At 63.2% G+C, this 20636-nt stretch carries 19 protein-coding genes; 2 read left to right on the forward strand and 17 right to left on the reverse strand.

Annotated features, from left to right (window positions below; genetic code table 11):
- Positions 1–302 precede the first annotated feature (302 nt).
- From LZP97_RS14825 to LZP97_RS14865, 9 genes are all read right to left on the reverse strand, one after another.
- A complete protein-coding gene (locus LZP97_RS14825; protein ID WP_157179991.1) occupies positions 303–1346 on the reverse strand; it encodes a nitroreductase family protein in 1044 nt (347 codons plus the stop codon).
- Positions 1315–2847: a lipopolysaccharide biosynthesis protein gene (locus LZP97_RS14830; RefSeq protein WP_010593291.1), complete on the reverse strand. Its 1533-nt coding sequence runs from the start codon at positions 2845–2847 to the stop codon at positions 1315–1317. The genes LZP97_RS14825 and LZP97_RS14830 overlap by 32 nt, the downstream gene beginning before the upstream one ends.
- A complete protein-coding gene (locus tag LZP97_RS14835; RefSeq protein ID WP_083846941.1) occupies positions 2831–3997 on the reverse strand; it encodes a polysaccharide pyruvyl transferase family protein in 1167 nt (388 codons plus the stop codon). Before LZP97_RS14835 ends, LZP97_RS14830 begins: the two co-directional genes overlap by 17 nt.
- A complete protein-coding gene (locus tag LZP97_RS14840) occupies positions 3994–5256 on the reverse strand; it encodes a hypothetical protein (protein WP_157179993.1) in 1263 nt (420 codons plus the stop codon). The genes LZP97_RS14835 and LZP97_RS14840 overlap by 4 nt, the downstream gene beginning before the upstream one ends.
- The gene (locus LZP97_RS14845) at positions 5253–6362 is read right to left on the reverse strand and encodes a polysaccharide pyruvyl transferase family protein (protein WP_010593293.1); all 1110 of its coding nucleotides are present in this window, start codon (positions 6360–6362) and stop codon (positions 5253–5255) included. Before LZP97_RS14845 ends, LZP97_RS14840 begins: the two co-directional genes overlap by 4 nt.
- Positions 6359–7567 (reverse strand): glycosyltransferase family 4 protein, encoded by a 1209-nt coding sequence (locus tag LZP97_RS14850; RefSeq protein ID WP_326491656.1) that lies wholly within the window; start codon positions 7565–7567, stop codon positions 6359–6361. The genes LZP97_RS14845 and LZP97_RS14850 overlap by 4 nt, the downstream gene beginning before the upstream one ends.
- A gap of 139 nt (positions 7568–7706) precedes the next feature.
- Positions 7707–8444, reverse strand: coding sequence for a WecB/TagA/CpsF family glycosyltransferase (locus LZP97_RS14855; RefSeq protein ID WP_157179995.1), 738 nt, complete (start codon positions 8442–8444; stop codon positions 7707–7709).
- A gap of 122 nt (positions 8445–8566) precedes the next feature.
- Positions 8567–9178 (reverse strand): sugar transferase, encoded by a 612-nt coding sequence (locus LZP97_RS14860; protein ID WP_234574716.1) that lies wholly within the window; start codon positions 9176–9178, stop codon positions 8567–8569.
- 125 nt (positions 9179–9303) lie between these two features.
- Entirely contained in the window at positions 9304–10848 is a 1545-nt protein-coding gene (locus LZP97_RS14865; protein ID WP_234574718.1) for a sugar transferase, read from the reverse strand.
- 788 nt (positions 10849–11636) lie between these two features.
- Between LZP97_RS14865 and LZP97_RS14870 the strand changes: the two genes are divergently transcribed.
- Entirely contained in the window at positions 11637–12581 is a 945-nt protein-coding gene (locus tag LZP97_RS14870; RefSeq protein ID WP_119699999.1) for a UTP--glucose-1-phosphate uridylyltransferase, read from the forward strand.
- 32 nt (positions 12582–12613) lie between these two features.
- Here LZP97_RS14870 and LZP97_RS14875 read toward each other — a convergent pair whose 3' ends face one another.
- From LZP97_RS14875 to LZP97_RS14890, 4 genes are all read right to left on the reverse strand, one after another.
- Entirely contained in the window at positions 12614–13933 is a 1320-nt protein-coding gene (locus LZP97_RS14875; protein WP_119700000.1) for a UDP-glucose dehydrogenase family protein, read from the reverse strand.
- Between the two features lie 93 nt (positions 13934–14026).
- Positions 14027–15274 carry a mannose-6-phosphate isomerase, class I gene (gene manA / locus LZP97_RS14880; RefSeq protein WP_119700001.1) on the reverse strand — a complete coding sequence of 416 codons (1248 nt, stop codon included), beginning with the start codon at positions 15272–15274 and terminating at the stop codon, positions 14027–14029.
- A gap of 42 nt (positions 15275–15316) precedes the next feature.
- A complete protein-coding gene (locus tag LZP97_RS14885; protein WP_059174986.1) occupies positions 15317–16396 on the reverse strand; it encodes a sugar phosphate nucleotidyltransferase in 1080 nt (359 codons plus the stop codon).
- 108 nt (positions 16397–16504) lie between these two features.
- Positions 16505–17155: a hypothetical protein gene (locus LZP97_RS14890; protein WP_017681459.1), complete on the reverse strand. Its 651-nt coding sequence runs from the start codon at positions 17153–17155 to the stop codon at positions 16505–16507.
- 258 nt (positions 17156–17413) lie between these two features.
- Here LZP97_RS14890 and LZP97_RS14895 point away from each other — a divergent pair, with 258 nt between their 5' ends.
- Positions 17414–17590 carry a hypothetical protein gene (locus LZP97_RS14895; RefSeq protein ID WP_017681460.1) on the forward strand — a complete coding sequence of 59 codons (177 nt, stop codon included), beginning with the start codon at positions 17414–17416 and terminating at the stop codon, positions 17588–17590.
- A gap of 27 nt (positions 17591–17617) precedes the next feature.
- On the opposite strand, the gene LZP97_RS14900 is transcribed toward LZP97_RS14895, so the two are convergent.
- The 4 genes from LZP97_RS14900 to LZP97_RS14915 form a co-directional block, all read right to left on the reverse strand.
- Complete coding sequence (locus LZP97_RS14900) at positions 17618–17842, reverse strand: hypothetical protein (protein ID WP_017681461.1); 225 nt, start codon at positions 17840–17842, stop codon at positions 17618–17620.
- A gap of 187 nt (positions 17843–18029) precedes the next feature.
- Positions 18030–18329 carry a SelT/SelW/SelH family protein gene (locus LZP97_RS14905; RefSeq protein ID WP_010593303.1) on the reverse strand — a complete coding sequence of 100 codons (300 nt, stop codon included), beginning with the start codon at positions 18327–18329 and terminating at the stop codon, positions 18030–18032.
- Between the two features lie 218 nt (positions 18330–18547).
- On the reverse strand, positions 18548–18709 hold the full coding sequence (locus tag LZP97_RS14910; RefSeq protein ID WP_017681462.1) for a hypothetical protein: 162 nt from the start codon (positions 18707–18709) through the stop codon (positions 18548–18550).
- Positions 18710–18778: 69 nt separating this feature from the next.
- Positions 18779–20578, reverse strand: a complete 1800-nt coding sequence (locus tag LZP97_RS14915) for a hypothetical protein (protein WP_234420107.1) — start codon at positions 20576–20578, stop codon at positions 18779–18781.
- Between the last annotated feature and the right edge of the window lie 58 nt (positions 20579–20636).

The raw sequence follows: 20636 nt of genomic DNA on the forward strand, positions 1-20636 counted from the left end.
GGTCTGCATGGCCGGACTCGGGCACAGGGTGCTCGGCACCGACATCGATGCGGACAAGATCGCAAACTCGAAGCCGGCGAGGTTCCGCTCCTCGAGCCCGAACATCTCGAAGTCCTTCAGCCGACCTCGAGGCCGGACGGCTCACGTTCACCAAATCGTTCGAAGAACCAGCCGCGCAGCGTTTGCAGACGCCCAAATCCGTTCGTCGAGCCGTCGATGACCCGATTCCCCATCTTCCGCCCAACCATGTCGTAGAACGGGAAGACTGTTCACCGACATGTTCGATGCGTCTGTCAGTCGGCCTACGTGCGGGCCGCGGTGACCTCGTCCGGCGCACCAATGGCGACACGGTCCGATGCGTCGCGTCTCAACACCTCGGTGACATTCCGCCGAACGCTAGCGGGGACGACGTCGCAGGGTTCGAGGTAGCCGAGGGAAATTCCCACGGCAGCTCGTTCGTAATCTGGGATGCCCAGGTTTCGGATCAGGGCTCGTTCCTCTGCAGCAGTGTTTCCGAACTGCAACAGGCACGCCCCCACCCCCTTCCAATGAAGCGCGTACACCAACGTCATCGCGAACAACCCGGCGTTGAGATAACCCTGGTTTCTCTCTCCGTAGAACTCCAAACTGCGAGAATCATAGGTGATCAAACCGATTCGGCAATTCTCGTAGTCGACGCCACCGGTACCGTGCAGAGTGTCGTAGAGCAACCGCTTGCCCTGAGGGTCGTCGATCACATGCAATCGGACCATCTGGCGATTGCATGCCGAGGGAGACAACATTGCCAGATGTACAGCCTCGTCGAGGACCTCATCCGCAACCTTGCTGTTTGTGTAGCGCCGTGTCGAGTGGCGTGAGGCAACGAACTCGTCGAACGGAATCTCCTTCCAAGCTTCCGGGTCTCGCTCCGAGATGGTCTTCACACCGGCTTCGCACCATTCCACGTCCGGGTCATTGGCACTGTCCAGGAACCGGTCAACCGTCTCGTACGCGTCCTGATTTCTGTCATCGCGATCGGAGTGAAAGTCAATCCATGCCCGCAGGACGGATTCCCCCATCCGATACGCGGTCGACGTCCGAGTCTCCGCGCTGGCGTTCTCAAGCATGTGGACAAGCGCGAGTGCTTTAGCGGCACCGAAAGACCTGGGGGTGCGGTATGCCATTCCCTTCTCCAGGGAATGAACTCGTAACATTATTCGGTACTGTTCATGACTCGATGCACGCCCACCGTCCAAGAGGTGACTGGACATGAACCGGGCATCGTAGAAATACTCCCGATGGATCTTGATCCGCTTCACGAACTGCCGTAGCGAGTCAACGGACTTCAGCCTTTTCTTCAGACTCACGACGAATCACGCTCCTTGCTGCCTTGACGAGATTGGGGTCGCAAACGAGTAGGTAAGCGACAAGGACTATCCAAACGAGAACTTTGACGAACAGAACCGACCAGAATTCCAGGCCCCACCAAGACTCATGGTCGCCCACCATCACGAAGCACACCGCGACGAGGCCACCGGACTGCAACCTCGCTACGCGGGACCAGGGGATTCCCGGGGTGTCCAGTCGTCTGGACGACCAGACTGCCATTGCGCTCATCATGATGCGTTGCACCAGTTGAGCCGCGGCCACACCCATCAGGCCGAACTGGGCTGCACCCAGTACAGCCAATGGGATCGAGATGACGCTCGATGTGCCCGAGATAATCAAGACCGCACGTGTGCCCTTTTCGTGGTAAAGCAGGGAGGACAACGACGGATAGTAGATCGACTTCACCATCATGCTGAGTGAAAGTAGTGGGACGATACTGGCCGCGGCGTGAAAACTCTCCGGTGTCATCAACCTCAGGAGCTCGGATGCGAAGAGTGCTACCGAGGACGAGATGACTACGGAGGCCCCCACAAACGTGGCGATCACGCCGCGTACACGGCTCTGCCAGCCGGGAGGTTTCCCATCCACTTGTGTGAAGTACCACGATAGAAAGGCCCGGTGGAACGCCGTCTGAATCGCGTCGATGAAGTTCACCGCATACATCGCGATGTTGAACAAGCCAGCGGCCGCAACGCTGATAAGGTGCGAGATGATCACTCTCGTGGCCAGTGAAGTCGCCTGCAGGGTAAGTGTATGAGGAAGCATGGGCAGCGCGTATGCGAGCAGACGACGAGCATCCGCTTGCTCGAAGCGTACCCACAGCATGCCCATCCTCATTGCTCGGACTGTTCCGATAAGCGCAAAGGACCCATTGGCTACCACCAACGCCAGCGCCACACCCAAAAGCCCGAGTTTCAGTGGTCCTAGGAAAAGGACGGTTAGTGCACCATTGGAAACGAACAGCGCCAGCGAATAGAGACCGAAGGACCTGGCCATCGATCGTGCTTGCAGCAGTGCTAGATACACAGTGGTCAACGGCTGGAAGAGCAACGACGCCAACGCCACCAGTATGACCGGGTAAAAATCGAATTCGGGAAACACCAAGGGCGAGTACAAGGGTCCGGATAGTGTCAGAACCACGGTGAGGGCCACCGCGGCGGACAGCACCGTCGCGTAGGCGGCCGTATAGAACTTGGCTTGGCTTCGGTGGAGCGCCGTACCCGAGCCGTCCACACCGTCCTCGGCCTCGAAGGACGGGTGGCAGAATCGCACCACCGCGTACTCCATACCCAGCGACGCGATCGCTCCCCCAAGCAATAAGAGGGTGACGATGAGATTGAAGTACCCGTACTCCTCAGGGGTGAGAAGTCGTGTGTAGACCGGCAGAAGGATCAGCGACGAGAGCTTCTGCAGAATGGAAGCTACGGCGTAGATGAGGGAGCGTCGAGCGACTCCCCTGGTCTTATCGGGCGTCGGCAAGACCTTCTCCGACTGCTTCCTTGATCCGGGCCAAGACGGCAAGACCGTGGTCCCGTTCGCGGTCCAAAGCCGATTGCGCAGTCCAGGCCGGCGGTTCGGCGATCATCTTCTCGACTGCGGCGAGCAGTACGCGGTGATCGCCGGCAGTGCCCGCCTCGGTCAGATCCACGTAGCGGTCCTGTAGTCCGAGCTTGACGAGGAGATTCTTGATCTTGCTCTCGTACTTCGAGTAGAGGCACTCGCTGTCGAAGCTGATAAATGGAACCTGGCTCAGCGTACTCATACAGGTTCCGTGGAAGAAGTCGGTGACCACGCAGTCGTACTGGCCGAAGGCACCTGCGAACTGGACGGGGTCCAACTGAAGGAATCGGGCACCGGGATACCGAATGAACACCGTGTCGATGTCCACCGAGCCGCTAAGACTCGAAATCAGGCCTTCGCCTACCGTTCGGTCGCGCACCATCAGCAAGATCTTCTTCCGACCGCTTCGAGAAGCCGCGCAGTAGGGAACAACGAACTCCGGTAGCCCATGAATGAGCGTCGGATCTAGGATTTCGTCGATCCCTACGGACTCACCCAGCAGTTCCTGGACGAAGGAGTACGTATTTGCGTCCCGCACGGAAATGTAAGTGTACGACGCGAGTGAACGCCGGAGGATCTCTCGACTCTCCGCCGAAAGCCCCGAGATGTCGAGCCTGTTGGCTGAAGTCGCGAAACTTGCTCGAACCCGACCGAGAGATTCGGGGGCGTAATAAATGCTCTTGTCACCGAGAAATGCCAGATTCCAGACCTCGTCGGATCCTGTCACGAATCCGTCGAACTGGGAGTCGAGGTAGTCGAGCGTCCCGTTACGGTCGCTAATGTCTATCCACCGCTTCCCAACCGGCTTGTGCGTGTACGGACTCACGAATTGACGCATGGACGCGAAGTTCCGCGCTCTGGTGAGACCGAAACTCGGATTCTTGGGATTGAGCACCGACGCGAGACGCCGCCTTCTAACGTGTCCGACGTCCGTCGGGACGAGGGAATAACTGCCCCTTGCGTCTGCAGTGGCGAACAGTTGGTAGGTTGCGTATGCCTGCAACACCGTCCCGTAGTTCTCCGACTGAGTGAGTGTGAGAATGCCAATTCTCCCGGTAGCGCAATTCACTCCGTACCCCTGTCAGTTCCTTGGCTCTCAACAACGTCACTGGCAGTACGGCTCTCGTCCGGGACCAGTGAACGCCTCGTGGAGTAGTGCAGATCGAGCAGCGCGATCGCGATGAACAGCACGATCCAGTAGCTCGTATGCGTGATCAACCTCGAAGTGATCAGCACGAAGAACGTGTACGTCATGAGAATGAACGCGGGACGACTTGTCCTGCCGACAAACACGAGAGCACCGAGATAGACCGCGACGCCGAGAATCCCCACCTCCATGTACACACGTAGAGTGTCGTTATGGAGAAGACTGTTCCAGGATGTTCCGCTCACCCGCAGAGCAGTGTCGGCGAGACACTCGTTGAGGGATCCGAACGCCTGGGACGAATCGGCACAGTGTACTGCGAGTCTGTATATAGAGACCCGGCCGCTGGTGAAATCATCGAAATCGATACCGAAGTAGTTGTAGAACGAGCGTGAGAATTCTGCGGAGTACGCCGCCTGCACGATGAACGGACTGGCTGCTCCGGCTACGAGGAGCGCAACAAGAGCACGCCGCCTAGGCGGTGCGTCTTTCCGGATCCAACGACGGAACACCCAAAACAGTGGGGCAGAGATAAAGGCTGCACGCTTCAAGGCAATCATTGTGAAGAAGGTCGACGCTCCGCTCCGCACCGCCTTCTGGCGGACAACGAAGTACATCACCAACACCAACATGTCGTGCGAGAACGACGACTCGAACGGCGACGTAGAGGCCGACCAACTGATCGCACTGAGGGCGGCCAGACTGAACTCACCTGAAACGAGGAAATAGACCACGTAACGCGCCAGCAAGAGGGTCATATACACGTCAGCCAGACGCAGCGAAACGGTGTTGGCGACGCACACTGCGATGACGGTCGGTACAAGGATGTACCCAACGGCTCCGAAGCTAGTGAAAGTGAAATCTCCGTGTTCGACGATCTCGTTGATCACCGACAACAGGACGAGGACACCGGACGCGGATGCCAGCGCGGCCGCCGACCATCCGAAGATGAGTGCCGATCCAGGCCGCGCCTTGAGCATCAGTCCCACGACCCGAAGCATGGCAAACAAGACCAGTGCAGCAAGACACAGATAGTACACCGCTCCTGGAAGGAGTCCTGCTATGTAGAGGGCGTAGCTGAACGCGTATGCGGCAAATAGTGCCAACTGGACATAGTCAACGACTAGTATCGGGCGTGATTGTCCGACGCGCCCAGTCGTGGTGGCCCCGAGAGTGTGGCTCATGGGCGTCCACCCGTCCTCACCAGTTCTCGAAGATGAGACCACGAATCACCGGAGTGCGTAAGCAATTGTGCTGCAATGTCATCGGCGTCATAATGTGGGTCTTCCACCGGAACGTCGTCGAGGGCCGACGCAAGCCGCGTTAGACCGACGGACGCCAGGAGGTCTTCGTTGCGTGTCGAGTTGCTCTGGGGCAGCAATGCATAGAGCGGCCTTCCGAAGGCTAGCGAGAACGCCGTCCCGTGAAATGAGTCCGTGACGACGTAGGAGGCGTCCCGGAAGAGGGCAACGAACTTCGCCGGGTCAACTAGGTAGTCGGATGCGCGATTCTCCATCAGCATCTTGGCGTCGGGTGTGACCCGACGGACCGGTAGGTTGTGACGCCTTCGAATTGCCGCCAGCTTCTCCTTGAAGCCAGGCGTGTTGTGAAGCTGGTAGACAAGGATGTACCGACTCCCCACCGGCGGGTAAGAACTCGAAAATTCGGTCCAATATTCTCTGCCATGAAGAAGCACCGGATCGACATCGACGCGAGAGGGTATTCCCATTGCCTCCAGAGCAGCCTGTGCCGAACGCTCTCGAACAGATACCGAAGTGAAGTCCTCAAGCCATGAGGCCACGCGATGGGCATCCGCCCAGGACGGCGCGTTCGAACCGAAACTCGCTGCGTAACTGTGCTTCTTGTCAGGCTTCTGACCATCCAGGAAGTACACAGGGTCCAGTTGTCCATGGACCGAGTTCCAAACCTGGTCGCTCCCTGTCAGCACGAGGTCAACGTCGTCCGAAAGGCTCAGGACACCCGTCTCGTCTTCACAGGTCGGGGTAAGCGTCAGATACCGACGCTGAAATTTCCGGAACCGAAGACTCATCGTCGCCATGTTGGGCGTCTGAACTGCCAGATAGACGGCACTTTTTGCGGCGGAGCTTCGCACTCGGGACTCCCTGAGGCGGGATGCCGCCAACCTGAGTGGTCGGTCCGTATGAGGAAAGTAGTCGATGACATGAGGTGCAGCACCGAGCGAAGCCAGTGCACCCTCGAGTGCACGACATTGGAGAAGCGAACCGTAGTTGGGGTATACATGGCGCGTCAGGATGCCGATTCTCTTCACTGATTCTCCGTTGCCTCGGCGATCCAGTTCTGCGGATCGGTCACCGGTAGCTTCGCTGCCTTGTTCGTCTGCGACTTGGTCAATCGGCCAGCCTGATCGGCACGCTTGCTCAAGACTCGGTGATACGCTTTGTCCAGCTGTGCAGCCACCACATCGGTGGAGAATGTTCTTCTCGTCCAGGCTGTCAGCTCGGAGCTGTAATCGTGGTGATCGGAAGCGCAATCGATCATCGCATCGGCCAACGACGCCACGATCTCCTCCTCCGACTTGGCGTCAACGTCAACGAGCCTTATACCCGGTGCATCTTGAAACACCTGCCACTCCCCAACCTTCGTGTAGACAGTAGGGGTGCCTTGAGCATGCGATTCGATGAGAGCCATAGGAAGTACCTCTGCGCGACTCGGAAGTACGATGGCCGTTGCTGCCGCGATTTCCTCTTGCAACCTCGTTCTGCTCAGGTTTCCAAGGTAGTCGACGCGGGACCGGGCGGACTGCGAGTATCCGTCCGCCACCGGGCCGGCGATGCGCAGCCTTGCGTCTGGGAATCGAGACTGGACAGTTGGCCACGCCTCGATCAATCGATCATGACCCTTTCTTGCCCCTACTTCTCCCGCGAAGAGAAAGGTCGGCGACGTAGTTACCCGCGGCGGTGTGTCAGAATCGGACGGAAATGACTCTGGGCCGAGCGGATTAGCGATGATCTGAGTTGGAGTTCCTGCGATCGCTTGAACGACGTATGCATGATTCTTACCCAGACAGAGGACAAGATCAGCCGAGTTCAGTACGTACCGGGTAAGTACTGGATACTTCGCCACGTGGCGAGTCAGATCAGCACCGTGGAGCGTCACCACAGCCGGCTTGCGCAGAAGTTTCGCGAGCAAGAGCAAAGACCCCTCTCGGATGAAACTTCCGTACTCACTCAGATGAACATGAGCGATGTTCCACCGCCCCACACTCCGACACATTTTGATTGCGGCACGAGTTGCAGTTGGGAAGGAGGAGAACTTGCCGTTCGGTAGCCATGACGGGCAAAGCCGTTGCTCGAAAAATGGTGAATCGAACTTCATCGTTTCTTCGATTACGGCTGCGATGCCTCCGGAGGTTCCAGGCGCGGGACCAACCTGCAGAACGACCTTGCGATCACATTGGGGCCTCCCCGAACCTGAGGGAGTCGCTGCATCTAGGGCACTTTCACGAGTAGCCATTACGCAGCACCCCGGCACCGGGAAACGACTTCAGATATCCAATAGATGTGAACAGATTTGGGGGTATAGACGCCGGACCGTGAGGACGGTGGGATGGATGCATGCCCATGAGAAACGAATCTCGAGGTAGCGTCATTATTCACTTCTTGAGCCCCATGTTCTCAACGAAGGTGGGAATAAATGCCGTGGCATCACGGGCGTACCGAGGCAGCAGACGCCCCGGTTCGGTAATGATTCGGTGCACCCATTCCATTCCGGCTCGCTGCATCCATACCGGGGATCTACGAATTCTTCCGGCACTGAAATTGATTGCCATTCCAAGACAAAGGATTTGTCCCGCGCCGCATTCTCCTCGAATTTCGTGCGCGATACGCTCCTGCTTCGGTGCACCCAAGCCGAGCACTACGAGGCCACCAGACCCGCTTGAAGCCACACGAGCAACCAGAGCTTTTCTCGATCGTGGATCATCGACTTCGGAACGAGGTGCGGGTTCTTCGAAGACCTTCCACGACGAGCGACGTGCCCTGTCCGCTACAGCTGACAGGGCATCGCGGTCCACGCCTCCGACGAGGACAAGGGGCCTACCCTCCCCGCCAGTTTCAAGAATGACCTCCAGCAGATCCGATCCCGCTATGCGGTCGACACTCATTCCTGACGCTCGGGAGAGCATCCAAGCAACTGGCCATCCGTCGGGAAGCAGGAGGTCAGCTGAGGTGTAAAGGCGGACGAGCGACTCATCCTGCCGCAACAAGTAGATGTGATGCAAGTTTGGGGTAATAACGACCCGCCACACATCGGAGTCGCTCTGAGTGATCTCTTCAACAACGTCCTGCAATGTCCTGCGGGCGAATGGTATCTGCTCACCCCGAATGCGCATGGAGACTGGGTCGGTTCCACTCCGCAGCATTTCCTACCCTTTCACGATCTTTGCCTGAGAAACTTTGATTGCGCTCGAATTCTGCAATTCGACAATGGGTGCTTTACGTCGAGTTGACTAGTTCATCGCTCGCTATCCGTTGCACCCTCTCGTAACGAGCTGCCGAGCGCCCTTCCGCAATTAATGTGTCGATATTTGTAGGCACCGCGTACCAGCACCGCCTTGACGGTCTTTCCAGTCATCAACACATCCGAGATCCTCGACCGGTTCTCCACATGGAACAGATTCAGACGCACCGACTCATCCCCCGACAGATCCGACTGACGACTGAGGTGCGACAGACCCGTTGTACCCGGACGCACCAACAACCGACGCTGGGCCCGAGCGTCGTAGGCCTCCACCTCCCGCCGCATTGGCGGATGTGGATCCACCATCCTCATATCACCCCGAATGACGTTGATCAGCTGCGGCAACTCGTCGATACTCAACCGCCGTAAGATGTGGCCGACGCGTGTGGCCCGCGGACCCTCCTTCACCTTCAACAACAAGCCGGCTCCGTCGTTCTGCGCCATCGAAGTGGCGACCAACGTGTCGGCATTGGCCATAAGCGACCGGAACTTGATCATCCCGAACGGCTCCCTGTCCACACCGATTCGCTCGGCCCTGTAGAAGACCGGGCCCTTCGAATCCAACCTGATTACCGACGCCACGATCGCGAACACCAACAACGCCACCGACTCACCGTCGAGGTGGTCCGCACACCCTCCCGGCCACGTGACCGCTAGGCTGGCGGATTCCAATGAAGCACTCAATGCTTGTTGCATCGGCCGATTGAAATCGCCCGTTCAACATCAAGGTGTCAGTACGCGCCATCGCTGGCAGCGACGGCTTTGACGGTTTTTGCAATGATCAGCACATCGCTGACCATCGACCAGTTCTCGACGTACGACAGGTCCAGGCGAACGGACTCGTCCCATGACAGGTCCGAACGTCCGCTGACCTGCCAGAGTCCTGTGACGCCCGGCCGGACCAGTAGCCGGCGACGGATCATGCCGTCGTAGTTCTCGACCTCGCGGCGCAGCGGCGGACGCGGTCCGACGACGCTCATCTCCCGGCGGACGACGTTGATGAACTGCGGGAGTTCGTCGATGCTGTATCGACGAATGAAACTGCCGACACGGGTGATCCGCGGGTCGTCACGCATCTTGAACAAGAGCCCGGCTCCCTCGTTTCGATCGAGGAGCGCATTGACCTGCTTGTCGGCGTCGGTCACCATCGACCGGAACTTGATCATGCCGAAGGGTTCGCCGTCGAGACCGATGCGTTCGGAGCGGTAGAACACCGGGCCCTTGCTGTCCAGCTTGATGGCGAGCGCCACGAGAGCGAACACGGGAGCCAAGAGCAAGAGAGCCGTGAGCGAGAAGGCCAAGTCGAACGCGCGCTTTCCGCTTCGCTTGGCGCCGTGGTAGCTGGGCTTCTCCACATGGATGAGCGGCAGGCCGGCAACGGGTCGCATCTCCATGCGCGGACCCGCAACGTCCACGACGCCGGTGGCGACGACGAGGTCCGCCTCGTACGGTTCGAGTTCCCAGACCAAGTCGCGGATGCCCTCGTGGCCGAGGGTTTCGGTGGCCGTCACTACAACTGTGTCCGCGCCCGACTCGGCCAGGGCGTCGACGACCGATCGTTCGTCGCCGTAGATGGCGATCCGGCTTCCGTCCACCTCGATGGACTCACCGCGCGCGCCGGCATAGCGCGGAACGCAGACACCGACGACTCGGTAGCCGTCGGAAGCTTCGCGCTGGAATGTCCGCGTCATGAGGCGTACCGCGTGCTCTCCACCGACGACGAGGACCGAGGTCTGGAACTCGCCGCGGCTCCGCTTTCGTGCCACGACGCGCCGCCACATCCATCGACTGAAGATGAGCATCATGAGTCCGGCGGGCAGTGCAATGGCGAGGTAGCCGCGGGCCAAGTCGAGCTTGAAGACCAGCGAGACGATCGCGATGGCACCGAAAAGCCGCAGCGTTCCGGAGATTACGCGCTGGTACTCCTCGTACCCGCTGCCGATGACGCGGCGCGACCGGGTGCGGAAGAGTGCGAGAGTCCCGATCCACGCCGCAGCCAGGCACACCGACACGACGGCGTAGTTCAACTCGCTGAACGAGGTCGCCGCGAGCAGATCGGCGTGCCCGAACCGCACGACGTGTGCCAGGACGACTGCCAAGACGACGATGACGTTGTCGGTCCAGAAGAGTCGGCGGACGTACGCGCTCTGCCACGACCACCGGGTGTTGCCGGAGCGGTCTCCGACCAGGTAGGGAGTGCGCCTGGCCGGCGCTTCCCTTGCGGCGCCGGCCGTGGTGGTCTGCACCCGGTCCGACTGGTCCACTGCTGATTTCATTCCGTTCCCTCCCCGAGCCCCACACGGGCGAGGTGCCCGTACTGGTGCGATCACCTCGGGCGGAACACACATTCGGCATCGATGGCGTGCGAGTACCTCCCCGTACCGCACGCATCGCAAACCTGTATCGCCCTCGGTATGGAACATCTTGGGGCATTCGGCAGCGGCGTGCATCTCGATCAGGACACGAGTGGGACCAGTGTTGTCGACCGTTGACCTGCGAGAACCTGCTACTTCTCAGTAACTTCTCAGCAAATACCAGGTCAGACGGTATGTTCTCTGCCGAGGCGGGTCGGCCGTTCGACCGCAACCAATTCTTCGTTACAGTGTGAAATATCACACACAGCTATTCCGCACCGCCGGGCGGGCGACGAGTTGGACGCACGACCAATTCGCAAGAACGTACAGACGGTAGGGTCAAAATCTGATACAGAACTGGTACTGGTCGTGCAGGATTTCGGATCTTTCAGCGGATGGTCCTGGCCCATTCCCGGGCACGGCCGCGCGAGGCGACTTCGCGAACGCCGGCTGGCACGTCCGACTTGCCTTGACCCGGAGCAGCCTTCGACGGAGCGCGGGCGTCAGTCCTGACGTCCCCCTGAGTCGTACGAGCGAAGTCGCGAATTTCGCCCGATGGGTTAAACTTCGCACAATCGCGCATTCCTGCGGTGACTCCCCCGCCCCGCAACGGCTCGGTGCGTGCCTATTCCGAGCGATATTCGTTATGACATGAGTACCTCCCACCGACGGATATCCGATTTGTCCCATTCGAGAGACGAGGTGTCGCCATGGGCGAATTGATCGCCGAGAATCCGTGCGTATTCAAGACCGCGGTGGTGCCGGCTGCCGGTATGGGCACGCGGTTCCTGCCCGCCACCAAGACGGTCCCCAAGGAACTCCTGCCGGTCGTGGACACCCCCGGTATCGAACTGGTCGCGTCGGAGGCCGCGGAGTCTGGTGCGGGCCGCCTGGTGATCGTCACCGCGCCGGGCAAGGCCGGCGTGGTCGCGCACTTCGTCGAAGACCTGGTCCTCGAGAATCACCTGGAGGCGAAGGGCAAGCACCACCTGCTCGAAAAGGTGCGCAAGGCACCGAGGTTGCTCGACGTCGAATCCGTCGTGCAGGCCGAGCCACTCGGACTCGGGCACGCCGTCGGGTGCGCCGAACAGGCCCTCGACGACGACGAGGACGCCATCGCAGTCCTCCTTCCCGACGACCTCGTCCAGCCCTGCGGCGTCCTCGAGGTGATGGCCCGGGTGCGCGCCAAGCGCGGCGGTACCGTCCTCTGCGCCATCGACGTGCCGAAGTCCCAGGTCAGCTCGTACGGCATCTTCGAAGTCCAGGAGGTTCCCGGTGTCGCGAACCCCGACGTGATGAAGGTGCTCGGCATGGTCGAGAAGCCGAAACTGGAGGACGCGCCCTCCACCCTCGCAGCGGCCGGCCGCTACCTTCTCGATCGCGCGATCTTCGATGCGCTGCGCCGCGTGAAGCCCGGGGTGGGCGGCGAGCTTCAGCTCACCGATGCCATCTCACTGCTGATCGACGAGGGCCACCCCGTCCACGTCGTCGTCCACCGTGGTTCGCGGCACGACCTCGGCAATCCCGGCGGCTATCTACGTGCCTGTGTCGACTCCGCCCTTGCCAGCCCGGAGTACGGCCCGATGCTGCGGTCATGGCTGACGGACCGGCTCAAGCAGATCGATCCCGACGCCGCGCCCGACGCCCTGCAGTAAGGGTCGGCCACCCGCGGACCTGTCGGTCCCTTCTACCGGCCCATGCCGTGGTAGCGCCAGCCGTGGGAGCGCCAGCGCTGGGCGTCGAGGCAGTTGCGCCCGTCCAGCACGGTGCGTGCTCGAACGACTGTGCCGATCTCCTCCGGATCCAGGTCCTTGAAGGCCTGCCATTCGGTGAGCACCAGCACCGCATCGGCACCCTTGCACGCTTCGGGGATGTCGGCCGCATAGGCGAGAGTGGGGAACAGCCGTCGAGAGTTCTCCATTGCCTTCGGATCGAAGACCGTCACGGCTGCGCCCTGCAACTGGAGCTGGCCGGCCACGTTGAGCGCCGGGGAATCCCGGACGTCGTCGGAGTCGGGTTTGAAGGCCGCGCCCAGAACTGCGATCCGGGTGCCCAGGAGGGATCCGCCGCACGCTTCCCTCGTCATCTCCACCATGGTGCTGCGGCGCCCCATGTTGATGCCGTCCACCTCCCGGAGCAGGTGGAGAACGTTGTTGGCGCCGAGCTCGCCGGCCCGAGCCATGAACGCCCGAATGTCCTTCGGTAGGCACCCACCTCCGAATCCGAGTCCCGCATTGAGGAATCGCCGTCCGATCCGGGCGTCGTAGCCGAGCGCATCGGCCAGCTCGACCACATCCGCGCCACTCGCGTCGCACACCTCGGCGACGGCGTTGATGAAGGAGATCTTCGTGGCCAGGAACGCGTTCGCGGCGGCCTTCACGAGTTCGGCGGTGGCGATGTTCGTGACCAGGAAGGGCACGCCGTCGGCGATCTGGCACGCGTAGAAGTCGCGCAGCGTCGCTTCGGCTTGCCCTCCGCGACTGCGGTCGACCCCGACGACCAACCGGTCCGGGGTGAGGGTGTCGCGCACGGCGTACCCCTCGCGCAGGAACTCGGGGTTCCACGCCACCTCGACGTCGTCGCCGGCCGGCGCGGCGCTCCGGGCACGCTCCGCCAGTTGCTCGGCCGTGCCGACCGGCACGGTCGACTTCCCGACGATCAACGACGGACGGGTCAAAAGCGGGGCAAGCGCGTCGACGACCGCATGCAGCTGAGACAGATCCGCGGCGAACTCGCCGCTCTTCTGCGGGGTGCCGACGCCGATGAAGTGCAGGTCCGCAAAGTCGGCGGCTTCGGCGTAGGACGTCGTGAAACGCAACCGTCCGCTCTCGAGGCTGCGCCGCAGCACCTCGTCGAGTCCGGGCTCGAAGAAGGGCACCTCCCCCGCCGTCAGCTTCGCGATCTTCCCGGCGTCGATGTCGACGCCCAGGACGTCATGCCCCAGTTCTGCCATACAGGCGGCATGAGTGGCGCCCAGGTATCCCGTGCCGAAGACTGTGCAGCGCATGCTCCCAGAGGTACCCAGTACGGGTGTTCAGCACACCGATGCACGCTGAGGGCTGAACCAACAGTGCATGAAGAGTTGGCGCTGTCGGCCGGTTCAGACCGACCAGGTCCGAGCCGGCGGAGTCGCCACGAACACCGTCGCGTCAGAACTCGCGGCCTGCACGACGAGTTCGGGGTCCGAGGCCGCAACCCATGCCGCTTCCCCCCGCTGGAGGTTCAGCACCCGGTGGCCGCACCGCAGCTGTACTGTTCCCTGCACGCACAGCAGGATCCGCGGGGTCGAACCACCGATCCGGGTGGTGGCGGGTCCCGACGTTCCCGCCTCGTCCAGCGCCACCCGCCACAACTCGAACTCGCGCACGGGCGGTGCGTACAGGCGTTCGTGTCCGTCGCGGCGGGCGCGCACCCACGGCACACCGACCGAGTCGAAGTCGAGCACGCGCAGCAGTTCCGGTATGTCCACGTGTTTGGACGTGAGCCCGCCGCGGAGCACGTTGTCCGAGCTCGCCATGATCTCCACAGCGGTGCCCCGCAGGTACGCGTGCAGGTTGCCCGCGGGGAGGAACAGGGCGTCGCCCGGTTCCATGCTGACCCGGTTGAGCAGGAGGGAGGCGAGGACGCCCGGGTCCTCCGGATAGGCGAGACCGAGCTCGAGGGCGGTCCGCGCCGCGGCGGTGAACTCGTCCTCCGACCCGGACCGGGCCTCGAGGTAGCGCCCACAGCCCGTGAGGACGGCGTCCGTCAGGCCCACGAGCGATTTGGTCGGCAGTGTCATCCATGCGGTGAACAGGGCGCGCAGTCCTGTCGCATCAAGGTTGTCCCCGAGTTCGGAGGCGTACGGCGTCACCTCCGACACCCCGAGGTCGCGGAGGAACTCGACCGTCTCGGCCGGTGGCCGGAAGCCGGCCAGCGCCTCGAATCGGCTCAGCGCGACGACCATCTCGGGTTTGTGGTTGTCGTCGCGGTAGTTGCGGTGCGGGGCGTCGAGCGGAATTCCTGCCGCGTTCTCGCGCGCGAACCCCTCCCGGGCCTGAGCCCGGCTCGGGTGCGCCTGCAACGAGAGCGGCTGCTCGGCGGCGAGGACCTTCAGCAGGAACGGCATCCGGCCGTCGAACTGCCGAGCACAGTCCGGCCCGAGCTGACCTTCGGGGTCGCGCGCGATGAGATCACACAGCGGCACCGTGGCATCCCCGGCGTCCACCGTCGCCGGGGCCACCGGATGGGCGCCGAGCCACAGCTCGGCCTCCGGCTCCTGGGTCGGCGCGGGCCGGCCGGTCAGCTCGGCCAGCGCGGTGTGCGAACCCCACGAATAGTGTCGAACGGTCCCGCGAAGCGGATACATCGAACTCCTCCCCGGAACCGGATCAGCTTGTCCTGCACGTCACTACACGTCGGTGGAGAACCGGACGCCGCCGTCCGGCAGCACGACTCCCGGCCATACCCGGGCCCCGCGCAGCAGCTCGCAGCGGGCACCGACCTCGGCGCCGTCGCCGATCACCGCGTCGCGGACGAGTGCGCGCGGCCCGATGCGGGTCCCGAACCCCACGATCGAGCGCTCCACCACCGCCCCGGCGTCGATGCGCGCGCCGTCGAACACCGCGACACCGTCCAGGCGGGCACCGCCGCCGACCACGACGTCGCGGCCGATCACGGTCCCACCGATCAGCATCGCGCCGGGCGCGACCCGAGCGGTGGGGTGCACGCGGGACTCGCCGCACTCCCCCGCGAGCGCCGGCGACGGCGCGATGCCGCGCACCAGGTCGGACGAGCCCTGCACGAAGTCACCGGGTGTGCCCATATCCCGCCAGTAGCCGGTGTCGACGTGGCCGAACACGCGTGCGCCGTCCACGAGCAGCGACGGGAACACCTCGCGCTCCACCGAGACGGGACGTCCGGCCGGGATCTTCTCGATCCATTCGCGGCGGAACACGTAGCAGCCCGCATTGATCTGATCGGTCGGCGGATCCTGCGTCTTCTCCAGGAACGCCGTGACCCGTCCTTCCGAATCGGTGGGCACGCACCCGAAGGCGCGCGGATCGGCGACGCGCACCAGGTGCAGCGTCACGTCGGCGTCGTTGGTCTCGTGGGTGTGCAGGATCTCGCGCAGGTCGCTGCCGCCGAGCACGTCGCCGTTGAACACCATGACGTTGTCGGCGCGCAGCTGCGGGAGCACGTTCCGGATTCCGCCGCCGGTGCCGAGCGGTTCGGTCTCGGTGACGTACTCGATCTCGAGGCCCAGGCTCGTGCCGTCACCGAAGTGCTCCTCGAAGACCTCGGCCCTGAACGAGGTGCTGAGCACCACGTGAGTGATGCCGGCCGCCCTGATCCGAGCCAGCAGGTGGGTCAGGAACGGCACGCCGGCGGTGGGCAGCATGGGCTTGGGAGCCGACAGGGTGAGGGGATGCAGTCGTGTTCCCTTGCCTCCGACCAGGATCACCGCATCCGGTGCGTGTTCTGCATTCATGATTCCCCCGGTGCGACGCACGAGCGAGGCGTGCGCGCACGAAGTCGTCGTCCCGGAAGCACGCCGTGGCGACATCCCGTCGGGGATGCCGCCAGCGGGCGCTCGGGATCAGCTCTGCGAGAGGTCCGGCAGTCCGCCGAAGAGATCGATCACGAGACCGATCAACTCCTCGGGGGTGTCGATGATGTCGTCGGTGCTCGGCCCGTCCTCGGTCTCGGCCTGCGGCACGGTGCCCTCCGACTTGGTCGGCGCGGACTGGGCGGCCGGGGCCGCGGGTGCCGGCGCAGCGCCGTCGCCGGCGATGTTCACGACGATCGGATCCTGGAACGGCGCTCCGGAGCGGAGGCCGACGTTGTCCCACTGGGTGCCGGCGGCGTCCTGGCAACCCCAGTACACGTAGTAGGTGCCGGCGGCGATGGGCTGCGGGCCCTGCGAGACGGGCTGCCCGTCCTGCACGAAGGTGATCGCGGAGGTGCTGGTGTTCTCGATGGAGAACTTCGAGCCCGGGGCCTGCGCGTCCGCGCGGCCCGACGGGTCGGCGGCGTCGAGGCCGCTCTGCTTGGTCGACACGTACGACACGCAGGTGACGCCGGCGGACACGTCGACCCCGGCGAAGTCGAAGTCGACGGTGATCGAGCCCGGCGTGCCCGAGGCCGAGACGTTCGGATTGCCTGCGGCGGACGCGGTCCCCGGCACGCACAGCGCCAGTGCTCCCACCCCGGCCACGGTCACGGCAGTCTTCTTCAGAACGGATTGCATCAAAGCTCCCTCGAGTACGGCGTCTCCGCGAGAAGTCGCGGCGTCCACTTCGACCCCCCGGTCGGAATGTTCTGGGACACCGTAACCCGAGGCGGCCTCACATGCGAGTCGGTCGGTCTGTTTCCGGCGGCGCCCCGCGCGCCCGCACGCCCGCCTCCAATCTGCACTCTCGGTGTCGTTTCAGCGGACTATTCCAGCCCGCGCCCGTCGCCGCGGACGAAACGATGGACTCGGCCGGCATCGTTTAGGGTTCGACGCATGGACATCGTCTTGTGCCTGTTGGTTCTGTGGGCAGCGCTGTCGGTGCTGGTCGCGGTCGTGGCCGGTGACGCCGTCCGGCTCCGGGAGGAACGGTCCCGCCCGACGCGCGCCGCGGAAGCGCCCGCCGCGCCGACCAAGCCCGAAACGATCGTCCGGGCCCCGGTCAGGGTCTGAGCACGTCCGCGGCAGCTGCGTCTGGTCCTATTCCGCCACGGCGAGGGGCGCCGGGTCGGCAGCGCCGATCACGCCGCCCGGCGCGGGAAGCGGAACCAGCGCGCACTGGCTGGACCCGGACGTGAGAGAGCAGATCACGGCGGGAAGGATGTAGGGAAGCAGATCGGTACTTCCGGTGGCCGCACTTGCGGTGGCCGGCACGGCGACGGTGATGGCGGCACAGCCCAGGATGCCGGCGAGAAGACGCTTCACGAAGACCTCGATTCGAAGAGGAAAAGACCTGACGGTCGGTTGAATCGGGCAAATCCCCGAAACGTTACATCGGCGAAGAAGAAGCCGCGCAGAGTTCCCAGGGCACGGCAGCACCTTCGGCCTCGGATCCACCCGCCCGAAACCACAAGAGCGGTAACGGGAATCAAGGATCTCGGGTGACCGTTTGTTACGCTCCGCTCCCCCGGTCCGCGTGCCCGAGATCCCGCCCGGGATCGACGACGTCGCGCACCCGCTGCTTGAGCGTGACGATGTCGGGGAAGCCGCCGTCGGTCTTGCGGTCCCACACCGTCCGGTCGCCGGCGGTGACGACGAAGATCCCGCCGGTGCCGGGCACGAGGGCGACCTCGCCGAGATCGGTGCCGAAGGTGTTGAGCAGTTCCTGCGCCATCCACCCGGCGCGCAGCAGCCAGTTGCACTGCGTGCAGTAGGTGATGGTGATGCGGGGGGCGGTGCGCGGCTCGGTCACCGCCCGAGCGTATCGGCCGGCCGCTCGAAGAAGGTGAGGCCCCGCCGACCGTGGTGGCGAATCGGCGGGGCCTCGACGCGAGCCGGTGATGGGGGGTAACCGGCTCGCGAGTTGTCGCCTTCGCAGGGGGGACAGGAAGGCGACACAGAGACACTAGTCCGATAGATAGTTACTCGCGAGTACAAATGATCTTGTGCCGGTCGGGGCCGTTCCGCGGGTCAGGACTGGGCGCTGTGACGGTCGCGTTCGCGCTCGGCGCGCTGGATCTCGACGAGGGATTCCTCGGTGTCGGCCACGCGCAGCACCTTGCCCAGCACCAGGCCGATCGCCACCGAGACGATCAGCCAGGCGACGAGGATCGCCGCAACCCACCACCACATACACCCAGTGTGTACGAAGTTCGTCGCCGATGGGTAACGCGGACGCAAGTGTGACCGATATTGCGTCGCCTAAGGCGAGGTGGTGAAGTATGCCCGCACGACCCCGACCACGTTCGGTGCGGGGAAAACCTCGTCGGGGTTGCCTAGTCCCCCTACCTTGACGGTCCACTGCCGGGTTCCGGTGTCGACCGCGGGGCCATCTGCGGCGAGGACGTAATAATCCGCGCCTTCGCAGTGATACGCGCCGACCATACCGTCGGCTCGCCCGCCCCACGCGCCGCCGTGTCTGCGGAAGCAGTGGGTGCCGTCGTCGAGTTCGATCCACTCGGGCGCCACATCTGTCGCGGCAGGCACTGGGCCGAGGGGCTCTTCGAGCCGGTACTGTAAGAACTCCTGCTTCCATACGTCGATCCCGCAGGTCAGAGATCTGCGGTCTGGATGGATCCAGCAGGTGTGTGCGCTGTCTGCAGTGGAACCGCAGGACACGATATCGGCGCCGCGCGAGGATACCGACGGATAGGGGTACTGGCAGTCGATGACCGTCCGTCGCGGGTTGCGCGCGCTCCACCCGGGCAGTGGGGTACCGGTGCGGTCGACGGCAACGACATCGATGACCTCCGTGTCTGCCACCGGACGGCTCACGATGATTTGGTAGCCGTTGTGATCTATGCCTTCCACCGCGCCGACAATGCCATCGATGACGGTGCGCACCCCGTCCACCACCCACAGGACCGGGGCTACGATGGTCGACAGGATCGGGCCCAGATCCGCTTCCTCGAGTGCAAGTTCGGCACAGTCCAGCGCCATGTTCAATGCGGTGGCGAAGAACTGCGTCAGCTCGCCCGCACCGGCGGGATCCGAGGCCGCCAGTTTGCTGAACGAGCTCAAGCAGGTAGCGCCCTTCATCGCCTCGAGGAACTTCTCGGCGCCGGCGCGCCCGCCCACCCGCTCGATCGCCATCGCGTAGGTGCCGACGCCGAAGTCGAGCGCAGTCAGCAGGTAGCTCGCCGGGTCCGGCTTGATCATCACCCCGTCGGATGCCCGGCGCCCGACGAGGTCGAACTCGATCTCACTGCCCGCGGGTAGCAGCTCGACGCGATTGCCCAATCGGCTCGGTGCGGGACGTAGCAAGTCGGCGGCGTGCCCGATCCAGTCCTTACGGTCCGTGCCGGTGAACTCCAGGCCGGGAGTGTATTCCACCGAGACGCCGTAACCGCGCGCATTCACCGCCTTCAACAGCGGCGACTCCTTGTCCTGGCCGAGACACCAGTACACGCGCTTGCCCTGATCGCTGGTCACATCGAAGCCTGCCTTACGGACCTCGTTCTCGCCGGGGCATGTGGGCGGTGACCCGTATCCGAGGCTCGCGATGTCGTCGAATCGTCCGCGCAGCCACGTAGCCGCCGACGCGCGCACGTCGTTCCAGCGGTCGACCAGCCAGAACGAGAAATGATCGGTCGTGACGATGATTTCGCCGTTTTCATAGCGCACGGCGGTAGCCACGGTCGGTTCGGACTCCGGGCTCTCGGCATAGGTGACCGTCGGAACCGGTTCACCTGGTTCGAGTTCGCCCACCGGAAAACGCAGGGTAGCGTCACCGGTCAGCTCGGCCCCGTCGAGTTCGATCGACCAACCGCTGCGGCCGTCCGGCGTGGTGGCCGCGTCGATGCGCAGCTCGCCGTCCGAGTCGACCGAGGAGCCTGGAATTTCGACCGTCACGCCGCCATCGACAGAACGCCACGTCGTCTGCTGTTCCGGCGAGACCTCGATCTTCTCGACCTCGGGTTTGCCCGAGCAACCGGAGATCACGAGAAACGAACACAGCGCGGCGCCCAATACTGCCCGGAAACCGGTTCGACCCCACTTCATTTCGGTGAGACTAGCCGAAATGTTGCCACCCAGTCTCAAATGAGACGGTCAAGAGTTC

The sequence above is a fragment of the Rhodococcus sp. DMF-1 genome (genome assembly GCF_021441945.1).
In the GTDB taxonomy this organism is placed as follows: Bacteria; Actinomycetota; Actinomycetes; order Mycobacteriales; family Mycobacteriaceae; genus Rhodococcus; species Rhodococcus ruber.